General features: G+C 43.8%; 8 protein-coding genes. All 8 read left to right on the top strand.

Annotation, left to right across the window (positions count from 1 at the left end; genetic code table 11):
* The first annotated feature begins 5 nt into the window (after positions 1 to 5).
* The 8 genes from G519_RS0110025 to G519_RS0109985 all read left to right on the top strand — a co-directional run bounded on the left by G519_RS0110025 (position 6) and on the right by G519_RS0109985 (position 15,424).
* Positions 6 to 1,481, top strand: a complete 1,476-nt coding sequence (locus tag G519_RS0110025; protein ID WP_029194562.1) for a sensor histidine kinase — start codon at positions 6 to 8, stop codon at positions 1,479 to 1,481.
* The gene (locus G519_RS0110020; RefSeq protein WP_029194561.1) at positions 1,478 to 2,167 is read left to right on the top strand and encodes a response regulator transcription factor; all 690 of its coding nucleotides are present in this window, start codon (positions 1,478 to 1,480) and stop codon (positions 2,165 to 2,167) included. The genes G519_RS0110025 and G519_RS0110020 overlap by 4 nt, the downstream gene beginning before the upstream one ends.
* A 464-nt stretch (positions 2,168 to 2,631) precedes the next feature.
* A complete protein-coding gene (locus tag G519_RS51595) occupies positions 2,632 to 10,158 on the top strand; it encodes an S-layer homology domain-containing protein (protein ID WP_051253298.1) in 7,527 nt (2,508 codons plus the stop codon).
* Between the two features lie 77 nt (positions 10,159 to 10,235).
* Positions 10,236 to 11,447 carry a HupE/UreJ family protein gene (locus G519_RS0110005; protein ID WP_029194560.1) on the top strand — a complete coding sequence of 404 codons (1,212 nt, stop codon included), beginning with the start codon at positions 10,236 to 10,238 and terminating at the stop codon, positions 11,445 to 11,447.
* Positions 11,448 to 11,482: 35 nt separating this feature from the next.
* Entirely contained in the window at positions 11,483 to 12,514 is a 1,032-nt protein-coding gene (locus tag G519_RS0110000; RefSeq protein ID WP_244280085.1) for a permease, read from the top strand.
* A gap of 16 nt (positions 12,515 to 12,530) precedes the next feature.
* Positions 12,531 to 13,466: a TIGR03943 family putative permease subunit gene (locus G519_RS0109995; protein ID WP_029194558.1), complete on the top strand. Its 936-nt coding sequence runs from the start codon at positions 12,531 to 12,533 to the stop codon at positions 13,464 to 13,466.
* 33 nt (positions 13,467 to 13,499) lie between these two features.
* Positions 13,500 to 14,375: a cupredoxin domain-containing protein gene (locus G519_RS0109990; protein WP_029194557.1), complete on the top strand. Its 876-nt coding sequence runs from the start codon at positions 13,500 to 13,502 to the stop codon at positions 14,373 to 14,375.
* A gap of 80 nt (positions 14,376 to 14,455) precedes the next feature.
* Positions 14,456 to 15,424: a sugar-binding transcriptional regulator gene (locus G519_RS0109985; RefSeq protein WP_029194556.1), complete on the top strand. Its 969-nt coding sequence runs from the start codon at positions 14,456 to 14,458 to the stop codon at positions 15,422 to 15,424.
* Positions 15,425 to 15,518 lie beyond the last annotated feature (94 nt).

The raw sequence follows: 15,518 nt of genomic DNA, 5'->3' as shown, positions 1-15,518 counted from the left end.
TCCGGATGTCGATTCGTTTACGGCTGGTACTTTCCTATATAGCCATGCTGCTTGTACCGCTTGTGCTCTCTGTGCTAGCCGTGATCTTAATCAGCGTCGCAACGTTTGGGAATCTGAAGTCCGTCTTTCAGGTGGATTTTTCCCAAGGCAATCCGATCAAACGTGTTGTTGATCAAGAGCTAGAGAATGTCGCTTACATGAAAGCGAAGACGGACACGGAACCGGATGCTTTTCTGGATCCTGCATTTGTGAAGGATCTTGAGGAGAAATTCCATAAAATTAATATGGGCATCATCATCCGGAAGGATAAAGAGATTACGTACGTTTCACCGTATATTAAGCAGGGTGAGGCTGAGGATACCTCCAAGCTGCCTTCATTTGGCACATCATCCGGTCAATTTCAACGGAATCAAGGTTCCCTGTGGATAACTAGACAGCAGGATTTTTTATTTTCAGATAAAAGTAAAGGCTCAGTCTTCGTCTTTCTGGACGGCGGTCCTTTTCAAAAGTATCTCCACCAATTTTCCAAATCTGTCATTGTTACCTTTGTTCTCATTCTCGTGTTGACGAATGGTGTCCTAACCTACTTCGTTTCTCGCAGTATTATTAGGCCATTAAGAGCGCTTAAACGTGCGGCGGAGGAAATCAAGGAAGGCAATCTCGACTTTGAGATTGTACCGCATTCCGATGATGAAATCGGCGAGCTTAGTACGGCATTTGAAGAAATGCGACGTAAGCTCAAGAAGTCCGTGGAGGTTCAGCTTCAATATGAAGAGAACCGCAAGGAGCTTATTTCGAATATTTCCCATGATCTCAAGACGCCGGTTACGGCCATTAAGGGATATGTCGAGGGGATTATGGACGGTGTATCGAATTCCCCAGACAAGCTGGATCGGTACATTCGAACCATCTATAACAAAGCAGCTGATATGGACCGGCTCATTGATGAATTATTTCTGTTCTCCAAGCTGGATTTGGGCAAAGTGCCCTTTCAATTCGAGAAGGTTGATCTCGGACAATACGTGTTGGATTGCGCGCAGGAATTGCAGTTCGATATGGAGAAAAAAGGGGTTCAGTTCGTGCTCACCGAGCTGCCGAAATCACCGCTGTATGTGACAGCAGATCGTGACAAGCTCAGACGTGTACTGCTCAATATTATCGAAAATGCGATAAAATATAGTGAAGAAGGCCAATGTCACATTACTTTAACGTTGAGAGAGATAGACGGCCATGCCGTCATTCAAATAAAAGATAGAGGTCAAGGCATATCGGAAGAGTCGCTTCCTCATATTTTTGACCGGTTTTACCGGGCCGATCCTTCACGTAATACGGCTACCGGAGGAAGCGGGCTTGGGCTGGCGATAGCCAAACAAATTATGGAAGAGCACGGCGGAAGAATCAGCGCAACCAGCATCATCGGACGGGGAACGACCGTGTACATGGCATTACCGCTTAGTCAGCAGGGGGAGAGCGAAGGATGAGTCGAATCTTAATTATTGAAGACGAGCAAAGTATTGCGGAGTTGGAGCGGGATTATTTGGAGATTAGCGGCTATGAAGTCGATATCGAAAATAGCGGGGACAAGGGGCTCCAGCGAGCCCTCTCTACGGAGTATGATCTCATTATTCTCGACCTGATGCTGCCGAAGGTGGATGGCTTCGAAATCTGCCGGCGGATTCGCAGTGAGAAGGACATTCCCATCGTGATGGTTTCCGCTAAAAAGGAAGACATCGATAAAATCCGCGGCCTCGGCCTTGGCGCTGACGACTACATGATCAAGCCCTTCAGCCCCAGCGAGCTGGTGGCTAGAGTCAAAGCCCATTTAGCCCGCTACGAACGGCTGATGGGGCGGCGCGAAACGCGGAATGATGAAGTCCGCATCCGCGGTTTAATGATCGATAAAACCGCGCGCCGTGTTTTTGTAAATGAGAAAGAAGTCGTCTTCACGACGAAAGAATTCGATCTACTCACCCATCTGGCGATGAATCCGAATCGGGTGTACAGCAAAGAGCAGCTTTTTGACCTCCTCTGGGGCATGGATGCCATGGGGGAAATTGCGACAGTGACCGTACATATTCGCAAGCTGCGCGAGAAGATTGAACAAGATCCGTCCAACCCGCAATACATCGAGACGATCTGGGGAGCGGGATATCGGTTTCGGATTTAATTAGGGTTGTGCTGTAATGAGGTAGTGTTCTAAGCGAGAGCCTGATTGTACAGAATGTTTTCTGTGCGATCAGGCTTTTTTTGTTTTACAAATATGATATCAAAAATTTTCCATTTGTTCATTTTATTTGAGCATTATGCAAGTTATTTGTGATTATTAATACTTTGATCAATGGCAAGGGATAAAGAAAATGAATGATATCTGTTTCTTAAACGTTTTCTTGGTATTCGATTTATGAAATTATGTTCAAATTAACGTATTCTTTTTTTCAAGTTAACATTCCCTTGACAATGGTCGAATAAATAAATGCTATAGTACTTTTTGCTTAGATATTTGAGTAGGTATTTAGATTTGCGAAGGAGGTTAAGGAGATTGGTTTTTGGGGTGTCATAAAAATTGCAACCAGTCCTAATTCAACTTTTCAAAACTTAAAGGATTTTGTAAGAAAAATGGAGGTGCTTTGATTGTTAGGCTTTATGAACAGGAATAAAAAGTGGTACAGTCTTGTATTAGTTGTGATGATGCTGGCAACGATGGTTTTGCCGAGTGGTCTGGTTCAAAAGGCAAAAGCCGCGACGGAGACTGTTGCGGGGTGGACCTTTTCAGCGACGAATATTAGTAAAGCGAGTAGTGGTACTACCGAAAACCAAAATAATGCAGTGCTTATATTAAGCAATAATAGAACTCCTACTTACTCAACTACTAGCAACACTATATATAAAGATGGTTGGGCTTCACCCACAAGAGGATACTGGGAGGCGAAATTCAGCACTTTAGGATACTCCGGGTTATCGCTTTCTTCAAAGCAATACGGCACAAATGGAGGTCCGAAAGATTTTCAACTCGAATATAGTCTTAATGGAACTAATTTTGTTTCGTTTTCCACTGTATACCAACTTGCGACGAGCATTACTCAAAAAGATGTTAGTTTGCCTAGTGAAGTAGATAATCAACCTGTTGTTTATATCAGATGGGTTAATACGTCCAATTCCTCGATTAGTGCGACAAATGTCGGTAGCAATGGAACAGGGACGATTACGCAATCTAATGGCAACAGTAGGATTGCCGATATCATCATTACTGGCACACCGCTTAATCCCGGTCAATCTACAGCCGTAACGGGAGTTACGTTGAATAATACCGCTCCATCGATGACAGTTGGAGGTTCCGTGTATGGTCTGATCGCGAACGTGAGTCCGTCCGACGCGACAAACAAAATGGTCACATGGAGCTCAAGCAATGCAGCTGTAGCTAGTGTAAACAGCAGCGGTGTAGTGACTCCGCTAACTGAGGGCACGGCGGTGATCACAGCAACAACGGCAGATGGAGGTTTTACGGCGACTAGCACAGTTACAGTAGCGCCTGCGCCAGTGCAGACGAAGACGGCTAATCCAGTTGCCTCGAAGCTCACTTTTCCTAGCTTAACTAGTGTTACGGGATCAGCCGGAGCAGTTGCTGGCAGCGTCCTAGTATCTGTTTATGCCGATTCTAATAAGACAACGCAGATCGGTTCAGGGACTTCCGCAGCTGATGGATCCTTTAACCTAACTTTATCCAACCTGCAATCCCAAACAACTATATATGTTACGGCGCAGGAGAACGGTAAAGATTCGAGCGATCCGGTCGCCGTTACTTTTATGGCAACACAAGTTATTAATCCCGGTGACGTCGTTCTCAGTCAGTTGTATGTGAATGGCGGTAACTCAGGAGCGTTTTATAAAACAAAGTTTATTGAATTATATAATAATACGGATAAGGATATTAACCTTAATGGTTGGTCTATCGCTTACACCTCTGCGGCTACAATGTCGTTTGGAGCTGGAAAGCCGTTATCGGGTACGATTAAGGCACATGGCTATTTCTTAATTACTTTTCAAACGGGTACAGCTGGTAAAGATCTTCCAATTGCAACTGATTTAGATGTAGCTGGACTTACAACTAGTGGATCTACGGGCGGTGCTATCGTACTTGCCAAAAAAACGACGGCAGTAACAGGCGTTACTGATCCGGATGTGGTAGATTTGCTTGCTTATACGAATGCTGCAACAACGGTTTTTAAGAATCCTTTATATTGGGGGCAGCCTTTTGTTGCTACAAATGTGGGCAGTGGTACCATCCTGCGGTTGACCAACGCTGGCTCTGATCCTAGAGGAGCGATAGGATTTAATAACGGATGGTTTACAAAAGATCCTTCTAAAGATTTTGTTGTAAATACCCCTGCGTCCACGAGTAATCCGGCTGAAGTGATCATCCGAAATTCAAACTATATGCTTTCTCCGGATGCATCGAAAATAACGTTTACCACAAGTGGTGCTACAAGTACAGTTGTAGGTACAGCAGGAGCCGTTCCGGCATCGTCAACGGTAAAAGCTTATTTGGAAAGTAACGGTACTGTTTCTAACACGGTTCAAGCCAAATCCGCGGCGGATGGATCCTTTACTTTAAGTTTCCCTGTTTCAGGTAGTTCGGTTTATTTGACTCATACGGATACACAAGAAAGCAAATATACACGTATCGACGTAACCGGATACACCAGCACCGTAACTACGATTGATCAGTTGCGCAAAAACGACACGAATGGCTTACCTCTCAATATCGGCTATTCAGCAATGATCGAGGGTGTCGTATCGTCAAGCAATAAAGCGCTGGGTCCTGAGAAAACAAATTTCTATATTCAGGACGCAACAGGTGGAATAAATGTAATCGGCGGCACAGATCCATCTGTACCTATTCAATTAGGCCATAAAATGAGAATTACAGGTAAACTAGCCTTTACAGCAGGAACAACGCAATTCATTCCTGCCTCCATGCTGGATGAAGGGGGGAATACACTCCCGAGTACAACTCCAATGACGTTGAATTCCTGGAACGCATACGCAAATACTGAACCAATGGAAGGTAAATTAGTTTCTTTCAAGGGTAAAGTGACGAATATTCCTGCTTCAGGTCCGGACTATAACGTGACGGTTACAGACGATTCTGACAATACCGCAATTGTGAGCATTCTGAGTACTACCGGAATCGATGTGGCAGGCGGAGCTGTTACGTTGGGCGAAACTTATACGTTCACAGGTATTGTGAAGCAATCCAAACAAGCTTCTCCGTATACCAGCGGTTATGCTCTGCTTCCAAGGAAAGCTGGAGATATTCAAGGCGAACTGCAGCTCATGCATACTCCTTTGCAGAAAGCATACATCGGTGTGGATACTAATTTTAAAGCGACTGCGAAATTTGCAGATAGTGTAACAATCTGGTATAAAGGCCAGTCGGACATGACGTATACGTCCGTTGCTATGGTATCGGCTGATAAGCTGAACTACAATGGCAAGATTGCAACTGCCAGCATGCCTGCCGGAAAATTGCTGTATTATATAGAGGCGATAAACGGTGGTAATGTGAAAAACGTCGGTAGCGTGGTAGAGCCAATTACCATCGATGTGGTGGAAGATAAAGACGGACCCGCATATGCCGATTTCCTTCCTCTGGAAGGGGACGAGATCGAAACTAAGCATCCCGCAATCTCCGCCAGTATGGAGGATGCGAATGGAGTCGATCAGACATCCGTCAAAATTTGGATAGATGGTGTCAATGACTTTACGGCGAAGGCTGCTATTACAGAGACAAGAGTCAAGTTGACGCTAACGCCAAGTGACGATTTGAGCACTGGTGAACATTCGGTAACGATATCAGGCAAAGATAAACTTGGTAATGAGTCAACCCGAACCTGGAAGTTTAAAGTCGCTGAGAGATTTACCGGCGGTAATCATTACTACGGAACAACACATAATCATACTGACATTTCCCATGATGCCACGGGTACCCCGGAGGATGCCTTGAAAGCAGCCATGGCGCATGATTATGACTTCTTCGCTTTCTCTGATCATTCACATGATATCGATGCTTCTCAAGTTGGCTCGGACACCGTTGATCATAATGGAATGCCGGAGCGGACAGGCGGCTCCGATTGGGCACTAACGAAGAGTTTGGCTAAAAATTATACAAAAGACGGCAGCTTTGTTGTATTCCCGGCTTTCGAAATGACCTCCACGACTTGGGGACATTCCAATGTGTTCGGTACTTCTAACTTTATCGATCGTGTTGAAAGCGGAGGCAAATATCAAAATCTGCAAAACTACTATGCTTGGGTTCTGACATACGACAACATTGTTGCGCAATTCAATCACCCGGCAATGTCGGCGAACGCATTCGACAACTTCATTCCTTATGATAAGAATGTGGACAGGCTCTTTACGATGCTAGAGGTTGGTAATGGGTCGGGGAAATACTCCTATGCGAATGCCCAAGAGAAGCTTTTCAGTGCTCTGGATTTAGGATGGCATGTTGCCCCAACCTATGGCGAGGATAACCACGATGCTACTTGGGGTCAAACCAAAAAGCGTACAGTCATCGTCGCTAATGATCTTTCTCAGGATTCCCTTATGGAAGCCATGCGTAAAATGCGTGTTTATTTCACAGAAGATTCGAATGCAAAGCTAGATGTGTCTGCAAGCGGATGGTACATGGGGTCTACCACAGACACCAAGAATCTGCAGTTTAACATCGTCGGAAGCGATTCTGTTTTGGAACAGCAAACTGACCCGAAATATAGTTATCTGAAGACAATTAGTGACGATAACATTGCAAAGGTCGAACTGCTTACAAATGGCGGAAGGGTTATAGACAGTTATACACCGACTGAAAATCAAACTTCGTTTACTTGGACACCTACCGTTAATGTCATAGGTGGGCAGCAATGGTTCATTACTCGTGTAACACAGAAAGACGGAGACCGTATTTACTCTTCGCCGATCTGGTCTCCAGTAGAACCTGTATCGGTAAAAGTAAGCGATGTGACGGCTGTTGATGGAGCTATTGTCGGCGGTTACAACGCAGCGTTAAAAGCGGGTATTAGCAACATGGGCACTGTAGACATCACCAATATGACGGCACACTTCTACTATGATCAAGTAGATTCCGGTCATCTCATTGGAGATGCTCAAATTTCTTCCCTGAAAGTGAATCAATCCACAACGGCAAGTATTGTTTGGAATAATCCTCCTACAGGAAACCATACCGTCATTGTCATAATGAATTCTGTGGATCAAGATCTCGGAGATAATCGATTTGAACAAGTGTTTACAGTCAAAGCGCCTCTAGGCAAAACGATTCTTATCGATGCTTCGAAACAAAACGAAAATACAACCAAAGACGCGGGCACATACAAAGATAATTTGAAATTATTTACCACCATGATGAGACAGCAGGGATATACAGTTGCCGAGAATGCAGTAACCATCACAGACGATGTACTCAAGAATGTCTCGGTAATGTATATTTCGCATCCAGCTTCGGCCTACAGTAGTGCGGAGATTGCAGCTATTTCCAAATTTGTCGGGCAAGGCGGATCTCTATACCTAGCAGAAAAGAGTAATTATGGCGGTTCCAATCAAAATCTGAATGCCATTTTATCAGGTGCAGGTTCGAGCCTCATGGTGAATAATGATGGTGTTTTCGATGAGACGACGGATGGAAACTTCTGGGGGACACCGCTCAATTCCAATTTCTCAGTTCGTGTGCATCCGAAACCGGTTAGCAACAATTTAACAGATTTTGTTTCTACAATTGAATATTATAGTGGCTCGAGTTTAGCTAAGAATGATGGTACTGGCAATAAAGTTGCGTTGACTAACACCGATTCAATAACGATTTTGGTACGTGGTAATGAATCTACATTCCAAGACTCAACGCAAATTAAGGCAGATACCGCTACGTATAATGTTCACACCCCTAATGGTAAGTCGGGACCAGCGTTAACCGATGTAACGGGCGGGTCAGCTATACCACTCGTTGCTTCAGAGGTCGTAGGTAACGGTAGAATCGTTGTCTCGGGGATGAATATCTTCAATGACAAACAGATGGACCAGACTTACAACCCCAAAGGAAACGACCCGGTTGCACTTAACGTAGTGAACTGGCTGTCCCATCTGGAACCAAAAGTGACGAATATCGCTGATGCGCGCAAGCTGCCAGAGGGTACTCAGGTTTTAATTCAGGGCAAAGTGACGACAGCTGCGGGTGTATTCTTCGATGCGGCATATGTTCAAGACGATACTGGAGGCATTATGGCATTTAACGAGGTGCCAGTCGGAACGCTCAAGTTCGGCGATGTGATCCGAGTATATGGACATATTAAAATTTTCGAAAACAATACAGAGATTGAGTTCGATAAGTTTACTAACAGTATTGTGCAGGTCAGCTCTGGTACACCAATTGAACCGAAAATTGTCAATACGAAAGATTCAGTGTCTGATACCTATCAAGGACAGTTAGTGAAAGTAACCGGTAAAGTTACTGCGAGACCGGATGACACTACTTACTTGATTGACGATGGTTCGGGTGAGGTTATGGTTTTCGTAGATGGCTTCATTATCAATCAAAGCGGACCGATTCCTCAGCTTAAAGTAGGGGATACGCTCGAGGCTGTCGGCCTCTCTGGTAAATATGCCATGGGAGATCGGATTCGAGTCAGAGATACGAAAGAGTTAAAACAAATCGTAGGTGTTCAAGTTCCGGTAACGGGAGTAACGCTGAACAAATCCACGCTGAGCCTGACCGTAGGAAGCAGCGAGACGCTGACAGCAACGGTAGCACCAGATACGGCGACGAATAAAGCCGTAAAGTGGAGCACTAGCGACAGCAAAGTAGCCACAGTAGTGGATGGAGTCGTGACTGCTATGAAAGCAGGAAAGGCGACAATTACCGTGAAAACGACGGACGGAAATTTTGAAGCATCTACTGTGGTTACAGTCACAGCGGCTTCGGATCCGGATACCAACGGAGGTAGAGGGGATACAAGCTCAAGCTCAACTAATATTGAGCCGACTGGCACGGTCAAGGTAACCATAGACCAGCTTAAAACACAAGAAAGCGGTAAGGCGACAGTGGTTATAAAACCTGATACGACTGAAGTCAAATTACCTTCAAATACTTCTGAGCTGCTGGCGAACAACAAGCTTGAAATTAAGTCAGATAAATTAAAGTTGGAGCTTCCAACTGATCTCCTTAAGCAATTGGAGAATAAATTCACTACAGAAGAATTGAAGGATAGTACAATTTCTCTGAAGATGAATCCGTTAAGCGTAACAGCGGCGGAAGCTATTATTACCCAAAGCAAGATTTCATCCAATGCGGGTATTAAGCTTGCAGGCGATGTGTACGAATTCAGTTTGTCGATTACTTCGGCTGACGGGAAGACGGAGTATCTTGCCAAGTTCAATCAGCCGATCACCATTCGCTTAAAAGTGGATCCGAACATTAATAAGAAGGAAGCGGGTATATTCTACATCTCTGATCGAGGGGATTTGGAGTATATAGGCGGTGAATACAAGGACGGTGAAATGGTGGCGCAAATCAGCCATTTCAGTAAATACGCAGTTCTAGAAGTGAAGAAAGCTTTCAACGATTTACCGGTTAGTCACTGGGCGCACAACGTAATTACAGAGCTAACGTCGAAACAAATTCTAAGTGGAACGAGTCAAACAACGTTTGAACCTAGCCGTTCAATTACACGCGCGGAATTTACAGCGATGCTGGTAAAAGCATGGAAGCTGAATGAATCCGACAAGGTAGTTTTCAGCGATGTATCAGCAAATGCTTGGTATGCCAAAGCAGTTGCTAGCGCATATACGGCGGGTATTATTAGCGGCAAGACTTCTAACCAATTTGATCCGAATGGTCTCATTACCCGTGAAGAAATGGTCACCATGATGATGAGATCCTATGAGGTTCACACTGGTAAGAAGCTAGAGGCTATCTCGGACTCTAGCTTTAAGGATATGGACAGCGTCTCTTCATGGGCGGCAAGCAGCGTGCAAGCGGCAGCTAAGCTGGGATTCATTCAAGGACGCGCACTAGGCCAATTTGATCCATCGGGAATTACTTCTCGTGCGGAAGCGGCCCAAGTCATTTACAATCTGCTTTATCATTCCTAATCAAGTCCTGATTCAGGGAGGGTGTCATTCGAAAGAATGGCATCCCTCTTACTTTTATATTAGACAGGGGGATAATCATGTACAGGCTATCTGTTTCTGCCAGCCGTATGGCTCTATGTATCTTGACTGCAGTCATGCTTATGGTTATACCGTTTAAGCAAGCGGTCTATGCTCATGCTTATAGCGCGAGCTACACCACGTTGGATTTGACTAAATCTCAAACGGGGTTAACGTTCGCCATTGATGAGCTTTCTGTCATCGAGTTGGCTGGCGGAGACAGCAATGATAACAAGATGTTGGAGCCCGAAGAATTTGAACGCATCAAAGAGAAGTTTGCTGGCATTGTTAAACAGAATTTGACTATAAAAATTGGCGGAGAAGTCCAATCCGAAATGCAGCTTCAAAGCATTGCTCTGGATCGGCAAGGTGACGCGACAAAGGTCATTTTGAAAGCTGCCTATCCTCCAGTAACCGCCGGCAAGCCAGTGTCCTTGAAGGATACATTTTATCAAAATGATTCGAAAGCCAATTATGTTGATCTTTTAACGATCCATTATGGAACGGAGAGCAGTACGTCGGCATTATCTGCTCAGAATCGCAGCTGGACTATGATGCTTACAGATAATGAAATTTCAGGTTTGTCACAAGATTTGCAAAGTATGAAGGCGCAGCCGTCACCAAATCATGAAAAGTCGGCAGTTGGCAGTCACGCAGTGGATGCAGTTAAGAAAAATGACGCGCCCTCAGATTGGTTTTCATTCTTCAAGCTGGGTATGAATCATATTCTAGGTGGTTATGATCATTTGCTCTTCTTATTCTCATTGCTCATCGCTCGTCAGACATTTAAACAGTACGCAACAATGATCACCGCTTTTACAATTGCGCACAGTTTAACATTAACGTTGACGGTATTTAATATCATTCATGTTTCTCCCGCCATCGTTGAACCTCTGATTGCGCTTAGTATTTGCTATGTGGCGCTTGAAAATATTGCCCGTCAGACTGTTAGTCTTCGCTGGGTATTGACCTTCCTGTTCGGACTCATTCACGGCATGGGATTTGCCGACATTTTAAAAGAAATGGAAATTCCCAAAGCTGAGTTGGCCACTGACTTAATCAGTTTTAACCTTGGGATCGAAACGGTCCAACTCACCATCGTAGGCGTGTTGATTCCCCTTCTATACATGCTTCATCGCTTTAAATATGCTAGAAGAATCGTCATCTCAGGCTCTAGTCTGGCGTTGTTGTTAGGCGCGGTATGGTTGATCGAAAGGGTATTCCAAGCTTAAAATCATCGAGATCATACAGGGTAGGAGGTATTATTTTGTATCAAGCAGCTATTCATAGGAAACCCCAGAAGTCTAGCGCCAATCTGTTTGCTGCACTTTTACTTGCATGTATCGTATGTTTATATGTTTTCTCAAATTACGCACCCGGAACCATCTTTCATCACCCCAAGCTGCAGCTGTTTAAGACGATGTTCCTAAGCATTATTATCGAGGCAATGCCGTTTATATTAATTGGCGTTTTCATCTCAGCGATTCTGCAAGTGTTTGTATCTGAACGTGCGATTCGGAGAATAATTCCTCGTAATCCCTTATTAGGTATTCTTACGGCAAGTGTGCTTGGTATTATATTTCCCATCTGTGAATGCGGCATGGTACCGGCGATCCGGAAGTTGATTCGCAAAGGGATGCCGATTCATGTAGCAACAACGTTTATCCTAGTGGGCCCAATTCTGAATCCAATTGTGTTCTGGTCAACCCTTACCGCTTTTCGCAATCGTCCCGAAATGGTTTACACGCGTATGGGATTGGCTTTTATCGTCGCGCTATTGATTGGGTTGATTGTGTACCGGTTTGTCAAAAGCAATCCATTGCGTTGGAGCGAGAAGGATAGTGTGCTTGGAGAAGATAACCATCATCATGACCATTCCCCTGAAGGCACAAACAAATTGGTTAGCGTTATGGGACATGCGATTGAAGAATTTTTTGAAATGGGCAAGTATTTGATGTTCGGAGCCTTTCTCGTTGGCATACTGCAGACCTTCGTTAGTCAGGATAGTCTGGTCGCTGTAGGACAAGGAGAAGGAAGCGCGAATTTGCTTATGATGGGTCTGGGCTTTCTGCTATCTCTCTGTTCAACCTCAGATGCTTTTGTTGCTCAGTCATTTATTTCGACCTTTTCCAAAGGGTCGCTAATCGCCTTTATGGTGTTTGGACCTATGCTGAATTTGAAAGGCTTACTGATGATGTTAGCCGTTTTCAAAACAAAGTTTGTCGTATTACTCAGTCTGTTAATTATTATTTTCGTTTATGCAGGTTCCTTAATCTTAGAATATACCGTATTGAAATGAGGTGAAACGAGTGCCTATGAATTGGAATTACGAAGCCGTGCATCGCATGATTAAAACAGGTATACTGATTGGCTTTGCGAGTCTAGTCATCTATCTAATTGTTACAGGAAATATGCTGCTTTACATAGCGCCACATTTGATGTTCTATGTTGAAGTTAGTGCTGCGGGGCTTGTCATTATGGCTGGCTTTCAAATCTATATTTTAGTTCTTTCCCTTAAAAAGAAAGTGGTCGTTTGTGATTGTGGGCATGACCATGTTCATGAACAAGATCATGAGTTCAGACACAGTCACAGCCACGGACCTTTGCGCTCCATATGGATGCATGTAGGTATCTACAGTCTGTTTGCATTACCGCTTATACTAGGCACCTTAATGCCGAATACGGCTCTTGCCGGTTCACTTGCACAAAACAAAGGAATGAATGTTAGCGGCGTTGCTGCGAAGGCCAAAGCGGGGTCGTCAGAGCTTGTCGAAATCGATGGAAATGCCGATGCAGAGCTTAAAAAAATGTTTAAGACAAATGTTTATAATCGGGACTATGCCAAGTTAGGTATCCAATTATATAACCATGAGCTAATTGAAATGAAAGATGAATGGTTTATAGAGAAGTTGCAAGCGATCAACACATTTGTGGAAAACTTCCAAGGAAAGCAAATTAAAATGACTGGTTTCGTATATCGAGAGAACGGATTACCGGAAACGCAATTTATTTTGGGGCGGATGGCCATGACACATTGTATAGCGGATATCTCTCCTTACGGAATCGTAAGTGAGACAGTGGATGCTGCCCAGTATAAGAATGATTCATGGCTTACGATAACGGGAACCATTGACCAAACGATGTATCATGGACAGAAAGTAATGAAGATTAACATTGACAACATCGAGCCGGCAACCGCTCCGACGGTACCCTATGTCTATCCGGATTGGAATTTTGCAAGTAAACTATAAAGTCATCTTAGTATTTCACATGGAGGTGCCCGAATGGCGCTCGGTATTGGCAGTCTTGTTCTTATTGCTTTGGCAGCAGGCTATTTCATTTTAAATTTCTACAAGCATAAAGAGGCTTTGCATAGAGCAATTGGAAAAGCAATCATCACTCTGCTTGCTGTGGTTACTAGTACAGCATTTAGTATCGTAGCTATCCAAGTGTTTGAATATAATGTGTATTTGTCTTTTGTGGTTTCGATGCTTTTTGTCATTTGTGTTGGATATGCGGCAGGTAACTTCTATCGTGTGTATACGATTTGGAACACGATCTTAACAGGCATACTTGGAGCAATACTTGGCATGCGTTTTGGGATGACGCTCTATCTGTCTAGCAAAGTGATATTTATCGCGGATGTTTTATTGATCATGATACTGTTTCTGCTATTAAAAATAGTTGAATGGCAATCTAGTGTGATACGCCCTCATAAAAGAACCAAAACACCACGGACAAAGAAAACGAATGTTCAAACGGTTGTTGGTTTAAGTGTCATTTATAGTTTGTTTGTATGTAGTATGGGCATATTGCTCTTCGTACAGAAAGATACCATTTCATTAGGTCAAATAGGGCAAACGCAATCGCAAGAAGCCCGCTATGACGAAGTGAACGATCTTCAAACGGCAAGGATTGAATTGAACGCTGGGGGATTTAACCCGAAGCAAATTAGTTTTAAAAAAAGCATTATGATTAAGGCGGTCTTTGTTGTATCAGCTTCCTCCGATGAAGGAATGACATTGGTTTCTAATGATCTGCACATTAACGCTCCTTTGAAGTCAGGTGAGAATGTGTTCTTGCTAAACAACCCGCAGCCAGGTACTTACGCTTACTCGGTGGGATCCAAGTCAATACAAGGGACTTTTATAGTTAAATAATTGGGGGAGCGATTGCCATCTCAGTGGAATCTGGATATAATTAGCAAGAAATTAAGATAAATTGAAAGTGTGGGTTACAGATGGCTGATGAACGTGCCGAGGACAAATTAGCCAGAATCATCGATGCAGCCAGAATGTATTACCAGTTGGATTACAGCCAGCAAGAGATTGCACAAACATTTGGTATTTCTCGTCCGACGGTATCCCGTTTTTTGCAACAGGCTAAAGAAGAAGGATATGTTGAGATCAGAATTAAAGATCCTAGGGGAAATAATGAGTATCTGGCTAAAGAGATCGAGAAGAAATTTCAGTTAAAGAAAGCAATCATTGTATCCGTACCTCAGTATGAAGACGCGATCGTCAAAAAGTATTTGGGCGAAGAAGCAGCCACATACTTGGATGAGATAGTCAAAGATGGTGACATTATTGCTATGACGTGGGGAACTACGTTATATGAGTTGGCTAGTAATTTGAAGTCTAAGCCTCTAAAGGATGTCAAGGTTGTTCAGTTAAACGGGGGGGTTAGTCATTCAGAAATAAATACCTATGCCTATGAGATTGTAAATTTGTTTGGTAAAGCATTCCATACAATACCCTATTTCATACCACTGCCAGCTATTGTTGATCATTCTGTTGTCAAACATGCGATTGAGGCAGACCGGCATATTCGCAACATTCTTAATCTGGGCAGGCTATCAAATATTGCAATTGTTACGGTTGGGGCGCCGACCGAAGATTCCGTATTGGTTAAAGCGAACTACTTTTCGGAGTCCGACTTAAAAATAATTTATGAAAAAGGCGCTGGAGATATTTGCTCCCGCTATATTGATATAGATGGAAATATTTGCTCGGATGAGCTAAACCAACGAACGATCGGCATTGAACTGGAAGAGCTGAAAAAGAAAGAACAATCAATTCTTATCGCAGGTGGCGTAAAGAAGGTGGATGGCATTTACGGCGCACTTCGCGGCAAATATACGAATGTGCTCATAACCGACCAATTTACGGCGAAATGTTTATTGGAACGCAGCAGTGTAAAACCAATTTAAGAAAAAGGATCGGAGGGTGGCCAATGCGGCTGCAGACCGGTCCTTTTTATTTGCCCCGAAAAGACCGTCATTGTATAAGACGGATGTACTGATG

The sequence above is a fragment of the Paenibacillus alginolyticus DSM 5050 = NBRC 15375 genome (assembly GCF_000422905.1).
Lineage (GTDB): Bacteria > Bacillota > Bacilli > Paenibacillales > NBRC-103111 > Paenibacillus_E > Paenibacillus_E alginolyticus.
This window is presented reverse-complemented; position numbering and strand designations above follow the sequence as displayed.

Bases quoted from the DNA above. Each gene is read 5' to 3' on its own strand.
- G519_RS0110025 (WP_029194562.1), top strand. From the start codon at position 6: ATGTCGATTCGTTTACGGCTGGTACTTTCCTATATAGCCATGCTGCTT.
- G519_RS0110020 (WP_029194561.1), top strand. From the start codon at position 1,478: ATGAGTCGAATCTTAATTATTGAAGACGAGCAAAGTATTGCGGAGTTG.
- G519_RS0110005 (WP_029194560.1), top strand. From the start codon at position 10,236: ATGTACAGGCTATCTGTTTCTGCCAGCCGTATGGCTCTATGTATCTTG.
- G519_RS0109995 (WP_029194558.1), top strand. From the start codon at position 12,531: ATGAATTGGAATTACGAAGCCGTGCATCGCATGATTAAAACAGGTATA.
- G519_RS0109990 (WP_029194557.1), top strand. From the start codon at position 13,500: ATGGCGCTCGGTATTGGCAGTCTTGTTCTTATTGCTTTGGCAGCAGGC.
- G519_RS0109985 (WP_029194556.1), top strand. From the start codon at position 14,456: ATGGCTGATGAACGTGCCGAGGACAAATTAGCCAGAATCATCGATGCA.